14 protein-coding genes are annotated in these 16,159 nt (G+C 73.6%); 9 read left to right on the forward strand and 5 right to left on the reverse strand.

Annotation, left to right across the window (positions count from 1 at the left end; translation table 11 throughout):
* Positions 1 to 11 precede the first annotated feature (11 nt).
* The 4 genes from rfbB to ACH4D3_RS28385 all read right to left on the reverse strand — a co-directional run bounded on the left by rfbB (position 12) and on the right by ACH4D3_RS28385 (position 5,323).
* Complete coding sequence (gene rfbB, locus ACH4D3_RS28370) at positions 12 to 986, reverse strand: dTDP-glucose 4,6-dehydratase (protein ID WP_398327551.1); 975 nt, start codon at positions 984 to 986, stop codon at positions 12 to 14.
* Positions 987 to 1,160: 174 nt separating this feature from the next.
* Positions 1,161 to 1,340 carry a hypothetical protein gene (locus ACH4D3_RS28375; protein WP_398327553.1) on the reverse strand — a complete coding sequence of 60 codons (180 nt, stop codon included), beginning with the start codon at positions 1,338 to 1,340 and terminating at the stop codon, positions 1,161 to 1,163.
* A gap of 114 nt (positions 1,341 to 1,454) precedes the next feature.
* Positions 1,455 to 3,941 carry a SpoIIE family protein phosphatase gene (locus tag ACH4D3_RS28380; RefSeq protein WP_398327556.1) on the reverse strand — a complete coding sequence of 829 codons (2,487 nt, stop codon included), beginning with the start codon at positions 3,939 to 3,941 and terminating at the stop codon, positions 1,455 to 1,457.
* Positions 3,942 to 4,084: 143 nt separating this feature from the next.
* Positions 4,085 to 5,323 (reverse strand): S1 family peptidase, encoded by a 1,239-nt coding sequence (locus tag ACH4D3_RS28385; RefSeq protein WP_398327559.1) that lies wholly within the window; start codon positions 5,321 to 5,323, stop codon positions 4,085 to 4,087.
* Between the two features lie 581 nt (positions 5,324 to 5,904).
* On the opposite strand from ACH4D3_RS28385, the gene ACH4D3_RS28390 reads away from it, so the two are divergent.
* The 9 genes from ACH4D3_RS28390 (at position 5,905) to ACH4D3_RS28430 (ending at position 15,364) form a co-directional block, all read left to right on the forward strand.
* Positions 5,905 to 6,120 carry a type A2 lantipeptide gene (locus ACH4D3_RS28390; protein WP_356856127.1) on the forward strand — a complete coding sequence of 72 codons (216 nt, stop codon included), beginning with the start codon at positions 5,905 to 5,907 and terminating at the stop codon, positions 6,118 to 6,120.
* A gap of 119 nt (positions 6,121 to 6,239) precedes the next feature.
* Positions 6,240 to 7,046 carry an HlyD family efflux transporter periplasmic adaptor subunit gene (locus tag ACH4D3_RS28395; RefSeq protein ID WP_398327562.1) on the forward strand — a complete coding sequence of 269 codons (807 nt, stop codon included), beginning with the start codon at positions 6,240 to 6,242 and terminating at the stop codon, positions 7,044 to 7,046.
* Positions 7,043 to 9,265 carry an NHLP family bacteriocin export ABC transporter peptidase/permease/ATPase subunit gene (locus ACH4D3_RS28400; RefSeq protein ID WP_398327565.1) on the forward strand — a complete coding sequence of 741 codons (2,223 nt, stop codon included), beginning with the start codon at positions 7,043 to 7,045 and terminating at the stop codon, positions 9,263 to 9,265. Before ACH4D3_RS28395 ends, ACH4D3_RS28400 begins: the two co-directional genes overlap by 4 nt.
* Position 9,266: 1 nt before the next feature.
* Positions 9,267 to 12,089, forward strand: a complete 2,823-nt coding sequence (locus tag ACH4D3_RS28405) for an NHLP bacteriocin export ABC transporter permease/ATPase subunit (RefSeq protein WP_398327568.1) — start codon at positions 9,267 to 9,269, stop codon at positions 12,087 to 12,089.
* 30 nt (positions 12,090 to 12,119) lie between these two features.
* Positions 12,120 to 13,130 carry a Ppx/GppA family phosphatase gene (locus tag ACH4D3_RS28410; protein ID WP_398327571.1) on the forward strand — a complete coding sequence of 337 codons (1,011 nt, stop codon included), beginning with the start codon at positions 12,120 to 12,122 and terminating at the stop codon, positions 13,128 to 13,130.
* Between the two features lie 63 nt (positions 13,131 to 13,193).
* Positions 13,194 to 13,373 (forward strand): hypothetical protein, encoded by a 180-nt coding sequence (locus tag ACH4D3_RS28415; protein WP_398327574.1) that lies wholly within the window; start codon positions 13,194 to 13,196, stop codon positions 13,371 to 13,373.
* Between the two features lie 55 nt (positions 13,374 to 13,428).
* Positions 13,429 to 14,460 (forward strand): iron-containing redox enzyme family protein, encoded by a 1,032-nt coding sequence (locus ACH4D3_RS28420; protein ID WP_398327577.1) that lies wholly within the window; start codon positions 13,429 to 13,431, stop codon positions 14,458 to 14,460.
* 30 nt (positions 14,461 to 14,490) lie between these two features.
* Complete coding sequence (locus ACH4D3_RS28425) at positions 14,491 to 15,135, forward strand: HemK2/MTQ2 family protein methyltransferase (protein ID WP_398327580.1); 645 nt, start codon at positions 14,491 to 14,493, stop codon at positions 15,133 to 15,135.
* Positions 15,116 to 15,364 (forward strand): CDGSH iron-sulfur domain-containing protein, encoded by a 249-nt coding sequence (locus tag ACH4D3_RS28430; RefSeq protein WP_398327583.1) that lies wholly within the window; start codon positions 15,116 to 15,118, stop codon positions 15,362 to 15,364. The genes ACH4D3_RS28425 and ACH4D3_RS28430 overlap by 20 nt, the downstream gene beginning before the upstream one ends.
* A 145-nt stretch (positions 15,365 to 15,509) precedes the next feature.
* On the opposite strand, the gene ACH4D3_RS28435 is transcribed toward ACH4D3_RS28430, so the two are convergent.
* Positions 15,510 to 15,944 carry a protease inhibitor gene (locus ACH4D3_RS28435; protein WP_398327585.1) on the reverse strand — a complete coding sequence of 145 codons (435 nt, stop codon included), beginning with the start codon at positions 15,942 to 15,944 and terminating at the stop codon, positions 15,510 to 15,512.
* Between the last annotated feature and the right edge of the window lie 215 nt (positions 15,945 to 16,159).

Genomic DNA, 16,159 nt, shown 5'->3' on the forward strand with positions numbered 1-16,159 from the left:
GACGAGGCCCGTCAGCCCGCGCCGGCGTACCGCGCGAGCGGCTCCCACCAGGCCCGGTTGTCCCGGTACCAGGCGACGGTCTCGGCCAGCCCGGTCGCGAAGTCGCGGTGGGGGCGGTAGCCCAGCTCCTCGCGGGCCTTGCTCCAGTCGACCGAGTAGCGCAGGTCGTGGCCCTTGCGGTCCTCGACGTGCACGACGCGGTCCGGCCCCGCGCCGCAGGCGTCCAGGAGCAGGCCGGTGAGGTCGCGGTTGCTCAGCTCGGTGCCGCCGCCGATGTTGTAGACCTCGCCGGCCCGGCCGCGGGTGCGGACCAGGTCGACGCCCCGGCAGTGGTCGTCGACGTGCAGCCAGTCGCGGACGTTGCGGCCGTCCCCGTACAGCGGGACCCGGTGGCCGTCCAGGAGACGGGTGACGAACAGCGGCACGAGCTTCTCGGGGAACTGGTGCGGGCCGTAGTTGTTGGAGCACCGGGTCACCCGTACGTCGAGGCCGTGGGTGCGGTGGTAGGAGAGGGCCAGCAGGTCGCCCGACGCCTTCGAGGCGGAGTACGGGGAGCTCGGCCGCAGGGGGTGCTCCTCGGTCGCCGAGCCGGAGCCGACGGAGCCGTAGACCTCGTCGGTCGAGACGTGCACGAAGGGCCCCACGCCGTGACGCAGGGCGGCGTCCAGCAGGTTCTGGGTACCGACGACGTTGGTGAGGACGAAGTCGGAGGCGGCGTGGATGGAGCGGTCCACGTGGGACTCGGCGGCGAAGTGCACCACCTGGTCGGCCCCGGCCGTCAGCTTGTCCACGAGCGCCGCGTCGCGGATGTCGCCGTGCACGAACTCCAGCCGGGGGTGGCCGGGTTCGAGGTTCGCGGTGGTTCCCGCGTAGGTGAGGGCATCCAGCACGGTGATCCGCGGTGCGCCCGGCCCGTCGGCGGCGAGGAGCCCGCGGACGTACCGGGAGCCGATGAATCCGGCGGCGCCGGTGACCAGGATGTTCATGAGCGGATCCGTGCCTTGTAGCGGGCACCGTGCCCTCTTGCGGGTGGTGCGGGTGGTGCGGGACCCCTGTGACGCTACCGGCCCGCCCCTCCCGGTCCGCGACCGCCCCGGAACGCGCACCGCGCCGGCGCGAAGGCCGGCGCGCTGGGCGGTGTCACCACCCTCGGGGCTCGGTCAGTCCTCGCCCCGGACGATGTTCGACTCCTGACCCGATTGCGGTGCGCGGACGGTGCTGGCGTCCTCCACGGCGGGCACACAGGTGCGCATCACGCCCCTGCTCCGCAGGCGGCGGGCCTTCGACCATCCGGTCTCCAGCCGACGGACGGCGGGTTTGCCGCCGGTGTCCGTGGTCACGGGGCATCATCTTCCTTCTGGTTCCGCTTGTGGTGTTCCGCTTGTGGTGCACTCGCCCCTCCGGGTCCCCGTGCCAGGACCCGTGAAACCCGGGGGCCGTGCGGCCCGCGGGGCTCAGCCGCCGCCCACCGGGATCTCGCTCCACACCTGCTTGCCGCCGCTGACCGGCAGCGTCCCCCAGGTCGCCGACATCGCCTCGACGAGGAGGATGCCGCGTCCGCCCGTGGCCTCCCAGCCGATGCTGGTCGGCTTGACGGGCGTGCGCGGCGAGGCGTCGGCGACGGCCACGCGCAGCCGTCCGCCGATCAGGGTGAGGTCGAGCCGTACCTTGCCGTCGGTGTGCACCAGGGCGTTGGTGACCAGCTCGGAGACGATCAGGAGCACTCCGTCGATGCCGTCGTCCGGTACGCCCCAGGAGCGCAGGGTGCGCCGGGTGAAGCGGCGGGCGTGCCGCACGGCCTCGGGCAGCCGCCACACCGACCAGCTCTCCCGCAGCGGGCGCAGGGCCATTCCGTCGTAGCGGACCAGCAGCAGGGCCACGTCGTCGTTGCGGCGCGCGTTGCCGAGCAGGGCGTCGGCGACGAGTCCGAAGTGGCCGGGGGCGGAGACGGCCAGCGCGTGCGCGAACCGGTCCATGCCCTCGTCGATGTCGGACTCCGGCGTCTCCACGAGGCCGTCCGTGGTGAGGGCGATCAGCGTGCCGGGACGCAGCCGCAGCGGGCTCATCGGGAAGTCGGCCTGGGTCACCACGCCGAGCGGCGGGCCGCCCTCCACCTCCGCGATCTCGGTGCTGCCGTCGGGGTGGCGCAGCACGGGTGGCAGGTGTCCCGCGCGCACGCACCAGGCGGAGCCCTCCTCCATGTCGAGGTCGACGTAGACGCAGGTGGCGAAGAGGTCGGTCTCCATGCCGGTCAGCAGCCGGTTGGCGTGGGAGACCACGACGTCCGGCGGGTGGCCCTCGACGGCGTAGGCGCGCAGGGCGGTGCGCATCTGGCCCATGAGGGTGGCCGCGCCGGCGCTGTGGCCCTGGACGTCGCCGATGACGAGGGCGACGTGGTGGTCGGGCAGCGGGATCACGTCGTACCAGTCGCCGCCCAGCTCAAGGCCCGCCGTGCTGGGCAGGTAGCGGGCGACGGCGACCGCGCCGGGCAGCTTGGGCAGGCGGCGCGGCAGCAGCTGGCGCTGGAGCATGCCGACCAGCTCGTGCTCGGCGTCGAAGGCGTGGGCGCGCATCAGGGCCTGCCCGGCCAGGCCCGCGGAGGCGGTGAGCAGGGCCCGTTCGTCGGGGCCGAAGTCGTGCGGGGTGTCCCAGCCGATCAGGCAGGCACCGGCCATGCGTCCGCCGGCGGGCAGCGGCAGCACGGCGAGGCCGCCGGGGCCGACGTCGGCGAGGGCGGGCTCCAGGTCTCCGGTGCCGGCGGGCCAGATCCGGGCGCGTCCCTCGCGCAGCGCGGCGGCCAGGGTGGGCATGGCCCGTACCGGTGCGTCCGGCCACTCGGTGCGCCACTCCAGCCGCCACAGTTCGGGCCAGGACTCGGGGTCGGGCGGGTCGAGGACGGTGACGACGAGCCGGTCGTTCTCCAGCTCGGCCAGCGCGATGCGGTCGGCCCTGAGCGGTCTGCGCAGGGCGGCGACGACGGCCTGGCTGACGTCGCGGACGGTCCCGGCGGTGGCGAGCGCGGCGGCCAGCCGCTGGACGCGGGCGACGTCGGTCACGTCCGGGCGCAGGGTGGAGGCGTCGGCGACGGTGCCGACCAGGAGGGCCGGCCGGCCGTCACCGCCGGGCAGCAGGCGCCCGCTGAGCCGCAGCCACTTCGGCGGGCCGGTGGGCTGCAGCACCCGGAACTCCAGCTCGCGCTCGCCGATCGTCATGTGGTCGGACTCGGTCACCGACATCAGCGACGGCAGGTCCTCCGGCACGGTGAGGCCGAGCAGCGTTTCGACCTTGCCGTCGAACTCCCCGGGGGCCAGTCCGAACAGCCGCAGGATGTCGTCGCCGACCTCCGCCCGGCCGGTGTCCATGGCCAGGGTGAAGGCGTCCGGCTGGAGGTCACCGGCCTCGGCCCGCCCCGCGGTTCCGGCCGGGGCGGGGCAGGTCATCGCCTCGGCGATCACCTCCAGGCACATACGGTCGTCGGCGTCGAAGCCGCCCGGGCGCTCGGTCAGGGCGAGGAAGCAGCCGCCGCCGTCCCCGCGCACCGGCAGGACGGCGAGTGAGAAGCCGCTCGACGGCACATGTCGTGACTCCGCCGATCCGGCGAACTCCTCCGGCCCGATCCACACCGCCTCGCCGTCGCGGTGGGCGTCGGCGACCGGGGAGCCGCCGGACGCGGGGTAGCTGTCGCGTACGCCGTACAGGGTGCGGGGCACTCCGGCCGACTCGACCAGGCAGAGCAGCTCGCGGTCGTCGCCCGGCGTGTAGAGCGCAGCGAAGGAGGCGCCCGCGAAGACCAGCGCCTGCTCCAGGATCCCGCGCAGCCGCTCCTGCGGCACGGGTCCGGCCGCGATCGCGTTCAGGGCGCCCTCGGCACGCAGCGTCCTCGGTCCGCGTTCCGAAGCGTCCTCTCCGACCACGTCGCCATTACAGCGCTTATGGGACATCCGCGCAGCCCCTACGGACCGGGGACCGGCGATCAGGAGCGCACCGGGGCTCGCGGACGGAGGCTTCGCGCCGTCGGGCGAGGGGCATGCCCCGGTACGCCCCGAACAGCCCCGAACGGCCCCGAACGGCCGGGAACGTGGCGTCAGCCGGTCAGTCCCGAGCCGTCCCCGCCGCCGACGGCCGCACCGTCGCCCGCGTTCCCCGCACCGGCATCACCCTCACCGCCGTCGCCCGCGTCTCCGGCACCCGCGCCGCCGTCCTCGCCCCCGAGGGTGGCGCCGACCGCCGCCAGGGCCGTGGTGACCGGCTGGAAGAAGGTCTCGCCGCCGACCGTGCAGTCGCCGCTGCCGCCGGAGGTCAGGCCGATCGCGAGGCCGTCCCGGGTGAAGAGGGAGCCGCCGCTGTCGCCGGGCTCGGCGCAGACGTCGGTCTGTATGAGGCCGGTGACCGTGCCCTCGGGGTAGTTGACGGTGGCGTCCAGGCCGAGGACCTGGCCGTCGGCCAGTCCGGTCGTGCTGCCCATGCGGAAGACCTCCTGGCCGACCGTCGCCTCGGCGGGCCCGCTGATCGGCAGGGTCTGGTCGCCGAGGTTCACCTCGCTCGGGGCCCCGGTCGCCGGGTCGTCGTACCTGACGAGTGCGAAGTCGCCCTCGCCGGGGAAGACCGCCTGGTCGACGGTGGCGATCGGCTGTCCGCCCTGCGCGTCGGACCACTGGTCGGCCGCGACCCCGCAGTGACCGGCCGTCAGGAAGGCGGGCGAGCCGTCGCCCGCGGTGACGTTGAAGCCGAGTGAGCAGCGCGCTCCGCCGCCGAAGATCGCGTCACCGCCCGACGCGAAGGTCTTGAAGGTGCCGGCGGACTTCCGCACCGTCGCCATGCCGGAGCCGAGGCCGTCGACGGTGGACTCCAGCCGGTCCCACCGGTCGCCGGTGACGGTGCTGTCGGCGGTCACCAGGATCTTGTTGGTGCGCGGGTCGATCGCCCACGAGGTCCCGGGGATACTGGCCTCGGCCTTCAGGGTCTGCGCGCCGCTCCGCAGCTCGCCCATGCTGTTGTCGACCTCGCGGACCTCCGCGCCCGCCTCCTCGGCCTGCCCGACCACCTGGTTGTTGTCGCCGGGGACGACGTTGACGACCAGTTGCCGGGCGCCGGAGTCGTAGTAGGAGCCGGCGAAGGTGTCGCCGAGCAGGCCGGCGAGCCGTGCGGCGAGATCCGACGCGTCCGCCGCCCTGAGGGTCCTGGGTGCCGCGGCGGCATCGTCCGAGGAGCCGCCGTCCTGCGAGGCGTTGGCGTTCGGCAGCAGGATCGCGGCCGCGCCGAGCGCCACCACACCGCCCGCCGCCATCGCGGCCCTGCGCTTCGGGATTCGCTTGTGACTCAACCTACTCGACCTCCTGGGACCGGGGTTGGTGCCCGCCGGTCCGGCAGCTGTTGGGGGCGCCTGGACGGCTGTTGGTACGCACGGGCCGGGCGGGGTGTTCAGACGGACCGTCGCGCCGCCCCCGATCGACACCCTCCGCATCCGGCGGGCAACGCACCGTCGCGATCACGGAGCGGAATTCCTGCTTCAGTGAATCTGCACATCGAATGCCCAACCCGGTCACTCCCGTTGGAGCTTCTGCACAAGCCCGCGGCGACCCGTACGCCTTTGGGGCCGGAGTGTCCCAATCGCCTCGGCAGGGGCAAGGGATCGCACGAGCCGATCTCGCGCACCGTGTGAAGAAGTGGCCGCGAAGGCGTGCGCGCCCCTGCACGCTTGGGCGCGCGGGCCTCGCAAGTGTGCTGGTGAGGGGGGTGTTTGATTGGAAGCCCGGACCGGCCGCGTGCTTTGATCCATCGCACCGCGGGGGCCGCGGAGGGCTCCGGAAAAGGGCGCTCGGCGCCCGCGGTCGCGGCCGTCATCTGTCCCCAGAGGGGGCCGCTCCCCCCTTGTGAAATGGCTATACGAAGGGAAGTTCCATCATGAACTCCACCCCCCAGGTTGAGACCGTCGAGATCTCCGACGCCGACCTCGACAACGTCTCCGGCGGCCTGAACGTGAACGCCGTCGGCACCGTCACCGGCCTGGTGGACGGCATCGCCCCGGTCTCCGGCCTGCTCGACACGGTCGTCGGCACGGTCGAGGGTGCCACCGGCCTGAACACGGCCCCCGTCCAGGGCCTGGTCGCCGGTCTCTGATCGCGCCCTTGCGTCGCTGAGTCCCGGAGCCGTCCAGGCTCCGGGACTTTTCGGCTGTTCTCCCCCTGCGGCCGTGCTCGTCCTCCGGCCGTTCTCACCGAGCCCTGGATAGGTCAGCCGTGCAGTTCCGCCAACAGGCCCTCTCCAAACTCCAGTCACCGGAGGAGCTCGATCTCCCGGTGCGTTTCGCCCGTCCCCAGGGGTGGCTGGTGCTGTCCGTGACGGTCATCGCCATGGCCGCCGCGTCCGTGTGGGCGGTGGGCGGTTCGGTGACCTCCACGGTGTCCGCGCCCGCCGTCCTCACCCACGGCCAGGGCAGTTACCTCCTGCAGAGTCCCGTCTCCGGGCAGGTCACCGCGGTCCTCGCCCGTCCGGGTCAGCGGCTGGCCGCCGACGCCCCGGTGCTGAAGGTCCGCACCGCGAAGGGTGAGACGGTGGTCCGCGCGGTGGACGCCGGCCGGGTCAGCGCACTCGCCGCCACCGTCGGGCAGATCATCGGTACCGGCGCGAACGTCGCGTCCGTCGAGAAGGTCGCCCACGCCGACGACCCGCTCTACGCCACCGTCTACGTCCCCGCCGAGAACGCCGCCGCCATCCCCGCGCACGCCTCCGTCGACCTGACCGTGCAGTCGGTGCCGACGCAGCAGTACGGCGTCCTGCACGGCGAGGTGAAGTCCGTGGACCGCTCGGCCCAGTCGGCACAGACGATCGGCGCCTTCCTCGGGGACAGCGCGCTCGGCGAGCAGTTCACCGAGGACGGCAGGCCGGTCGCCGTGACGGTGCGGCTGGACACCTCCACGTCCACGAAGAGCGGCTACGAGTGGTCCTCGGCCGACGGACCGCCGTTCGAACTGACCTCCATGACCCTGGCCTCGGGCTCGATCCGGCTGGCCGACCAGCGTCCCGTCGATTGGCTGCTGCCGTGAGCACCGCACAGGAGACCCGGAGCAGGCGCCGCGCCGCCCCGCCGAGGCGCAGCGTGCCCAGGAGCCGGGCGAAGACCATCCGTACACCCACCGTGCTCCAGATGGAGGCCGTGGAGTGCGGCGCCGCCTCCCTCGCCATGGTGCTCGGGCACTACGGCCGTCATGTCCCGCTGGAGGAGCTGCGGATCGCCTGCGGCGTCTCCCGCGACGGGTCCCGCGCGAGCAACCTGCTGAAGGCCGCGCGCAGTTACGGGTTCACCGCCAAGGGCATGCAGATGGACCTGGCGGCCCTCGCCGAGGTGACGGCACCGGCCATCCTCTTCTGGGAGTTCAACCACTACGTCGTCTACGACGGCATGGGCCGCAGGTTCGGGCGGCGCGGGGTGTTCATCAACGACCCGGGCAAGGGACGCCGGTTCGTGTCCCTGGAGGACTTCGACGGGTCCTTCACCGGTGTCGTGCTGACCATGGAGCCCGGTGACGGCTTCACCCGCGGCGGCCGCAGGCCCGGTGTGCTCGGCGCGATGCCCGCCCGGCTGCGCGGCACCGCGGGCACGCTGCCCGCCGCCGTGCTCGCGAGCCTGCTCCTGGTGGCGGTCGGCGCGGCGGTGCCCGCGCTCAGCCGCACCTACATCGACATGTTCCTCATCGGGGGGCAGACCTCGCTGCTCGGCGTGCTGTTCGCGTCGATGGGGGCCTGCGTCCTGCTCACGGTGGTGCTGACCTGGCTCCAGCAGGCCAATCTGCTGCACGGGCGCATCATCTCCTCCACCCTCTCCAGCGCCCGCTTCCTGCGGCACCTGCTGCGGCTGCCGGTGACCTTCTTCTCCCAGCGCAGCCCCGCCGACCTGGTGCAGCGCCTCCAGTCCAACGACGCCGTCGCCGAGACGCTGGCCCGCGACCTCGCCGCGGCGGGCGTGGACGCGATCGTGGTCGTCCTGTACGCCGTGCTGCTGTACACGTACGACCCGCAGCTCACCTTCGTCGGCATCGGTGTGGCGCTGCTCAACATCCTCGCGATGCGGGTCGTCATTCGGCTGCGCGCGACCCGTACGGCCAAGCTGCGGGCGGACACGGCGCGGCTGACCAACACCGCCTACACGGGTCTCCAGCTGATCGAGACGATGAAGGCGACCGGCGGTGAGGACGGCTACTTCCGCAAGTGGGCCGGCCAGCACGCCACCACGCTGGAGGAGCAGCAGCGGCTCGGGGTGCCCAGTGCCTGGCTGGGCGTGGTCGCGCCGACGCTGGCGACGCTGAACAGCGGGCTGATCCTGTGGATCGGCGGCATGCGCGCGGTCGAGGGGCACATCTCGGTCGGGCTGCTGGTCGCCTTCCAGGCGCTGGTGGTCCGGTTCACGGCGCCGCTGACCCGGCTGAACGGTGTCGCGGGCCGCATCCAGGACTTCGCGGCCGACGTGGCCCGGCTCAAGGACGTGGAGAACTTCCGGGCGGATCCGCTCTACGACCGCCCCGGTGGCGGCGACTCCACCCGCCGGCTGCGCGGGCAGGTGGAGCTGCAGAACGTCTCCTTCGGCTACAACCCGCTCGACAAGCCGCTGCTGACCGGTTTCGACCTGACCGTGGGGCCGGGGCAGCAGGTGGCCCTGGTGGGCGGTTCGGGCAGCGGCAAGTCGACGGTGTCGCGGCTGATCTCGGGCCTGTACGCGCCCTGGGACGGTGTGATCCGCATCGACGGGCAGCGGCTGGACGACATCCCGCGCGGGGCGCTGGCGTCCTCCGTCTCCTTCGTCGACCAGGACGTGTTCCTGTTCGAGGGCTCGGTGCGCGACAACGTGGCGCTGTGGGACCCGTCGATCCCCGACGACGCGGTGGTGGACGCGCTGAAGGACGCGGCGCTGTACGAGGTGGTGGCGCGCAGGCCGGGCGGGCTGCACAGCCCGGTGGAGCAGGACGGCCGCAACTTCTCCGGCGGGCAGCGCCAGCGCCTGGAGATCGCGCGGGCCCTGGTGCGCCGGCCCAGCATCCTCGTCCTGGACGAGGTGACCAGCGCGCTGGACGCGGAGACCGAGCTGATGGTGATGGACAACCTGCGCCGGCGCGGCTGCGCCTGCGTGGTGATCGCGCACCGGCTGAGCACGGTGCGCGACAGCGACGAGATCGTCGTCCTCGACCACGGCACGGTCGTGGAGCGCGGGCGGCACGAGGAGCTGCTGGCGCGCGGTGGCGCGTACGCGGCACTGGTCGGGGAGCGGTGAGATGACAACCGTGCACGAGGGGCAGGGCGACCTGGTCCTGGGGGCGCTCGGCTCGCTGGGCGCGCGCGTCGACTGCGCCGGGTTCAACCGCCTCGACCTGGAGGGGCCGCAGGTGCTGTGGCTCGTGGTCTCCGGCGCGGTGGACCTGTTCGCGGTCGACGCCGGGGAGCAGGGCCACTGGCACCATCTGGGGCGTCTGGAGGCGGGCTCGGTGCTGCTGGGACCGGTCGCCGGGCCGCAGCACACGCTGGTGGCGCGTCCGCTGCGGGACTGCGTGGTGCACCGCATCGGGCTGCGCGAGCTGTACCAGCCGGCGCACACCCAGACGTGGTCGTACGACGCGTACGGCAACCCGCAGTACGTGCCGCCGACGACGAGCCCGCTGGAGTACGCCCTGGCCCTCGGCGTGGGGCGCGGCCTGACCGTCCTCTTCCAGGCGCCGATGGCCGCGGAGCGGGCCGACGCACCCACGGACGACGACGTGTTCTGGATGCAGGTGCCGCCGGGCAGCGTGCAGTACGGGGCGGTGTACGGCGAGGAGGCGGCCGCCGACCTGCTGATGGACCCGGCGCTGTGGCAGAGCATGGTCGACCAGCAGTACCGGCTGCTGACCACCCTGGACCGGTGGATCGAGCAGCTGGAGCGCACCCACGAGACCCGGACGGCGGCCGGTATCAAGGCCGGTGAGGCGGTGCGCGCACAGGCCGACCGGACGCTGCTGGCCTCCATCGGCAAGCGCTCGGCGCAGCGCACCACGGCCGCCGACGCCGACGCCACCTACGCGGCCTGCGGGCTGGTCGCCCGCGCCGCCGGGATTCCGCTCGCCGAACCGGCCCCGGGCGGCACCGAGAGCGACCGGCTCGACCCGGTGGAGCGGATCGCGCTCGCCTCGCGGGTGCGGACCAGGTCGGTGCGGCTGGCGGACCGCTGGTGGCGGGACGACGTGGGGCCGCTGGTCGGGCACCGCACCCTGTCGGGGGCGCCGGTGGCGCTGCTGTGGCGACGCGGGGGCTATGTGGCCGTGCATCCGGCGACCGGCCGTGAGACGCCGGTGGAGCGGGCGAACGCCGGGGAGTTCGAGCCGCGCGCGGTGATGTTCTACCGGCCGCTGCCGGAGCGGCGACTGGGTCCGCTGCGACTGCTGCGGTTCTGTCTGGCGGGCACCCGCCGGGATCTGACCGGACTGCTGCTCGCCGGTCTGGTGACGGTGGCGCTCGGCGCGCTGGTGCCGATCGCGACGGGCCGGGTGCTCGGCGAGTTCGTGCCGAAGGCGCAGACCGGGCTGATCGTGCAGGTGTGTCTGGCGGTGATGCTGAGCAGCGTCGTCGCGGCGGCCTTCATGCTGCTGCAGAACCTCACCATCCTGCGTCTGGAGGGCCGGATCGAGGCCACGCTCCAGCCCGCCGTGTGGGACCGCCTGCTGCGGCTGCCGACGAAGTTCTTCACCGAGCGTTCCACCGGCGAACTGGCGAGCGCGGCGATGGGCATCAGCGCCATCCGCAGACTGCTCGCGGGCGTCGGTCCGACGGTGGCCCAGTCGGTGACGGTCGGGGCGATGAACCTGGGTCTGCTGCTCTGGTACAGCGTGCCGATGGCGTTCGCGGCGATCGGCATGCTGGTGGTCGTCGCCGGGGTGTTCCTCGGGCTCGGGCTGTGGCAGGTGCGCTGGCAGCGGCGGCTGGTCAAACTCACCAACAAGCTGAACAACCAGGCGTTCCAGACGCTGCGCGGGCTGCCGAAGCTGCGGGTGGCGGCGGCCGAGAACTACGCCTACGCGGCGTGGGCGGAGCGGTTCGCGCACAGCCGGGAGCTTCAGCAGCGGGCGGGCCGGATCAAGAACCTGAACGCGGTGCTCGGCGCGGTGTACCTGCCGCTGTGCACCCTGTTGATGTTCATGCTGCTGGCGGGCCCGGCGCGGGGCTCGATGTCGGCGGCGGAGTTCCTCACCTTCAACGCCTCGGTGACGATGCTGCTGACCTCGGTCACCCAGCTGACCGGCGCGTTCGTGTCGGGGGTGGCGGCGCTGCCGCTGTTCGAGGAGATCCGGCCGGTCCTGGACGCCACGCCGGAGGTGCGGACGGCGAGCACCCGGCCGGGGCCGCTGTCGGGGGCGATCGAGGCACGCCGGCTGTCGTTCCGGTACACCGACGACGGGCCGCTGGTCCTGGACGACGTGTCCTTCGAGGTGCGGCCGGGCGAGTTCGTGGCGGTCGTCGGACCCAGCGGCTGCGGCAAGTCGACCCTGCTGCGGCTGCTGATCGGCTTCGACCGTCCGCTGTCGGGCAGTGTCCTCTACGACGGCCAGGACCTGGCCGCGCTGGACCAGTCGGCGGTGCGCAGACAGTGCGGGGTGGTGCTCCAGCACGCCCAGCCGTTCACCGGCTCGATCCTGGACGTCATCTGCGGCACCGAGGCGTACACGCCCGAGGAGGCGATGGCGGCGGCCCGGATGGCGGGGCTCGCGCAGGACATCGAGCGGATGCCGATGGGGCTGCACACCATCGTGTCGGGCAGCGGGGCGGTCTCCGGGGGCCAGCGGCAGCGGCTGATGATCGCGCAGGCGCTGATCCGCCGGCCGCGCATCCTCTTCTTCGACGAGGCGACCAGCGCCCTGGACAACGAGACGCAGCGCACGGTGATCGAGTCCACCAAGGCGCTCAACGCGACCCGGGTCGTGATCGCGCACCGCCTGTCCACGGTGCTGGACGCCGACCGCGTAATCGTGATGGAGGACGGCAGGGTCGCCCAGCAGGGCCCGCCCGCCCAACTGCTGGCGGACACCGGCGGCCGGCTGCACGAGCTGGTGCGGCGGCAGCTGGCCTGATCGGCGCTCGAATGGGTACCTGTTGCCCTCATGCGTACCAGCGTGGTGGATGTGGGGTCGAACACGGTCCGGCTCATGGTGGCGGACGCCGAGGGCGGGGTCCCGCTGCCGGTGCACACCGCGAAGTGGCGGCTGCGGCTGTCGGAGCAGGTCAGGCCGGGCGGCCCGGTCCCGGAGGAGGCCGTGGAGCGGCTCGTCGGGGCGGTCGCCGACGCGAGCAGGACCGCGGACCGGTGGGGAGCGTCGGGGCCGCTGGCCTTCGCGACCGCGGTGGTGCGCGCCGCGCCGAACCGGCGTGAGGTGCTGCGTACCGTCCACGCCCGCACCGGCGTACCGCTGTGCACCCTGCCGGGCGAGGTGGAGGCGGAGCTGACGTTCCTCGCGGCCCGGCGCTGGATGGGCTGGCGGTCCGGCCCGCTCGCCCTGCTCGACATAGGCGGCGGTTCGCTGGAGGTCGCGTTCGGGCGTGGCCGGCTGCCCGGCTTCGTGGCCTCGCTGCCGCTGGGGGCCGCCCGGCTGACCCACGAGTTCCTGGCGGGCGGCCGGGACCCGGCCTCGTCGGAGCAGGTCAAGGCGCTGCGGCGCAAGGTCCGCCACCAGCTGCGGGACGCGGCGGCGCGGATCCGCTGGGAGGGACCGCGGACCGCCGTGGCCACCTCGCGGACCTTCCAGCAGCTCGGGCGGCTGTGCGGCGCCCCGCCCGGCCGGTACGGACCCTTCACGGAGCGGCGGATGCGCTGCTCGGACCTGGGGGACGCGGTGGGCCGGCTGGCCGCCCTGTCCGCGGGCGAGCGGGCCCGGCTGCCCGGCATCTCGGCGCCGCGCGCGGCCCAGAGCCTGGCGGGCGCCGTCGTGGGTCACACCGCGATGAAGCTGACCGGTCTGGAGTCGGTGGCGCTCTGCCCGTGGGCGATCCGGGAGGGCGTCCTGCTGCGCCACATCGAGGACGGGCCGGCCTGGTGGGCCGAGGTCGTCCGCCGCAGCGACGAGGCCGCTCCCCCGGCGCCGGTGCCCCTGCGCCTGGCGTCCGCGTCGAACTGAACGACCGGAAGCAGGAGCCGTACGACGAGAAGCGAGAAGACGAGAAGCGAGAAGGAGGACCCCGTGTCCCAGGACGGCGAGCACGACCACGAGCAGCCCGAGACCGCGGTCGAGGAGGTGCTGCGCGAGACCGAGGAGGCCCGGCCCCGCGACGCGGAGTCCGACGAGGGCGAGCACCGGGGCGAGGCGGGGGACGCCACCTCCCCGAACACCGGCGCCCAGGAGGACGCCGAGGGCGACTGACGCACCGCTCCGCGCGGCCGGGGGTGCGACCGCGCCGGCCGGGTACTCGCGGCGCATGGAGTACGACCGCGAGGAGCCACGGCTGCCGACGCCCCGGGGACCGGTCTCCGGGGCCGTCGGCGCACATCTGCTCGGCACGGGCCCACTGCCCTCCCCCGAGGCCGTCGCCGCCGCGCCCGTGTACGGCGACGACCTCCAACTCGCCCTGTACCTGTGCTACGAGCTGCACTACCGGGGTTTCGCGGGTGTCCGCCCCGACTTCGAGTGGGACCCCGGCCTGCTGGGCGTCCGGGCCGGTCTTGAGCGGCGCTTCCTGGCCGCCCTGCGGGCCGGCGCGCCGGTTCACGACAGCGTCGCGGACGCGGTCGGGGCGCTGCTCGTCGAACCCGTCCACGGCGAGGGGGTCAGCCACTTCCTGCGGGACGAGGGCGAGTTGTGGCAGCTGCGCGAGTACGCGGCCCAGCGCTCGCTGTACCACCTCAAGGAGGCCGACCCGCACGCCTGGGTGCTGCCGCGCCTGTGGGGCCGCGCGAAGGCGGCGATGGCGGCGGTGGAGTTCGACGAGTACGGCGGCGGGCGCGCCGACCGGGTGCACGCCCGCCTGTTCGCCGACCTGATGGCGGACCTGGACCTGGACACCGCGTACGGGGCCCATCTGGACGCGGCCTCGGCCGAGTGCCTGGCCACGGTGAACATGATGTCCCTGTTCGGCCTGCACCGGTCGCTGCGCGGCGCGCTGGTGGGGCACTTCGCGGCGGTGGAGATCACCTCGTCACCCGGTTCCCGGCGGCTCGCCGGGGCGATGCGCCGCACGGGCGCCGGTCCGGCCGCCGAGCACTTCTACGACGAGCACGTCGAGGCCGACGCGGTGCACGAGCAGATCGTGCGGCACGAGGTGATCGACGGCCTGCTGGAACAGGAACCGCGGCTCGCGGCGGACGTCGCGTTCGGCATCGACGCCACCGGGTACCTCGAAGAGCGCCTCGGCGCCCGGCTGCTCGCCGACTGGCGCGCGGGACGGTCGTCGCTGCGTACGCCGCTTCCCGCGCCTCGCCGCACGCACGGGGAAATTTCTCATATTTCGTGACGACAGGGGTACGTGGGATCCGTGAGTTTCATGGTGCTTCCGGGCGTCTACGCCCCCCAGGAGGACACCGCTCTGCTGGCCGGGGCACTGTCCGACGAGTCGCTCCCGCCGGGCGCCGCCGTGCTCGACGTGGGGACCGGCACGGGCGCCCTCGCTCTGGCGGCGGCCCGGCGGGGCGGCCGGGTGACCGCGGTGGACGTGTCCTGGCGCGCGGTGTGCGCCGCGCGGCTCAACGCGGCCCGGGCCGGGCTGCCGGTCCGCGTCCGGCACGGCAACCTCTTCACGCCCGTGCGCGGCGAGTCGTTCGACCTGGTGCTGGCCAATCCGCCCTATGTGCCGGCGCCCGCGGCCGGTCGCCGGCCGCGTGGTGCCGCGCGGGCCTGGGACGCGGGCCGCGACGGCCGCATGGTCCTGGACCGGATCTGCCTGGAAGTACCCCGGCTGCTGCGCCCCGGCGGGGTGCTGCTGCTCGTGCAGTCGGCGCTCAGTGATCCCGCGAGGACCGAGGCGCTGCTGCGCGAGGCGGGCCTGAAGGCGGCGGTGATCCGGCGGCGGCGGATCGCCTTCGGTCCCGTGGTGCGCGGCCGGGAGCGCTGGCTGCGGCAGCGCGGGCTGCTGTCCCTGGCGGACTACGAGGAAGAGCTGGTGGTCGTCCGTGCCGAACTCCCCGTCTGACATCCCGCGCCCGCCCGGCGCCCCGCGCCGGATCAAGGTCCAGCGCCGGGGACCGCTGCTGGTGGAGGGGCCGGTGGAGGTGGAGCTGGAGGACGGGACGACGGTGTCCTCCGACCGCTTCCGGGTGGCGCTGTGCACGTGCCGTCGCAGCCGGCGCTATCCGTGGTGCGACACCAGCCACCGCGCCCGGTCCGCACCAGCCGCGGAGGGCCCGGCCGCGAACGAGTGACGGTGGCCGTGAACCGGGAGAACGGCGGACGGCCCCACTCCGTCCGCCGTCCCCGGTGCGGGCCCGCGGTACCCGTACGGCGGCGCTCGCACTCCCCAGTAGCGAGCAGCCGTTCACGCCGCACGGTCCCGGCGGTCCCGGTCCCTCAGAACGTGAAGACGCTCGCGCTGCCCGCGTTCTTCACGCACTCGTTGGCGAAGGTGCGTTCGTAGGAGAGGCGCCGGCCCTGCCAGACGCCGTCGACGGTGACGACCACAGGGGCGTACTCGCGGGTGCACAGCACCGAGTCCTCGGCGGCCAGGGCGCTCGGGTCGCCGTGCGCGGCGCGCAGTTCGGCGCAGGCCGCGCCGGCCGCCGGGTGGGTGCCGGAGGCGGTCGGGGCGCAGGTCAGGGTGACCGCGCGCAGGGGTGCGGCGGTGGCAGCGCTCTCTCCGTGCCCCACGGTCAGCACCAGGGCCGAGGGGGCGTAGAGCGACGCGGGGGCGGTGGCCGGGGAGGCGAGGGAGGCCCCGGCGAGGGGCCCGCAGACGGCGGTGGCCGTCAGGCCCAGAGTCGCTGCCCAGCGCGCGGTGTTCCGCATTGTGTGCATCCTTCCGCTCGTTCGAGGGTGGTGCCGGTCCGGCCCGGTCGGTGCCAAAGCGGCGAGCGCGAGTCTGCCGAGTCCGGCACCGAAACTCATCTCGACCCCATGGGTTTCGGTAACCTTGCGTATTGAATCAGTGGCGTGAAGTCACAGAATTAGAACGTTCCAAGTCCGGAACTGGGCGTTTCTTGATCGATTATTGAGAACAGAAC

Source organism: Streptomyces sp. NPDC018026 (genome assembly GCF_044327745.1).
Classification (GTDB): Bacteria; Actinomycetota; Actinomycetes; order Streptomycetales; family Streptomycetaceae; genus Streptomyces; species Streptomyces rubrogriseus.

Bases quoted from the DNA above. Each gene is read 5' to 3' on its own strand.
- rfbB (WP_398327551.1), bottom strand. From the start codon at position 986: ATGAACATCCTGGTCACCGGCGCCGCCGGATTCATCGGCTCCCGGTAC.
- ACH4D3_RS28380 (WP_398327556.1), bottom strand. From the start codon at position 3,941: ATGTCCCATAAGCGCTGTAATGGCGACGTGGTCGGAGAGGACGCTTCG.
- ACH4D3_RS28390 (WP_356856127.1), top strand. From the start codon at position 5,905: ATGAACTCCACCCCCCAGGTTGAGACCGTCGAGATCTCCGACGCCGAC.
- ACH4D3_RS28405 (WP_398327568.1), top strand. From the start codon at position 9,267: ATGACAACCGTGCACGAGGGGCAGGGCGACCTGGTCCTGGGGGCGCTC.
- ACH4D3_RS28410 (WP_398327571.1), top strand. From the start codon at position 12,120: ATGCGTACCAGCGTGGTGGATGTGGGGTCGAACACGGTCCGGCTCATG.
- ACH4D3_RS28420 (WP_398327577.1), top strand. From the start codon at position 13,429: ATGGAGTACGACCGCGAGGAGCCACGGCTGCCGACGCCCCGGGGACCG.
- ACH4D3_RS28425 (WP_398327580.1), top strand. From the start codon at position 14,491: ATGGTGCTTCCGGGCGTCTACGCCCCCCAGGAGGACACCGCTCTGCTG.
- ACH4D3_RS28435 (WP_398327585.1), bottom strand. From the start codon at position 15,944: ATGCGGAACACCGCGCGCTGGGCAGCGACTCTGGGCCTGACGGCCACC.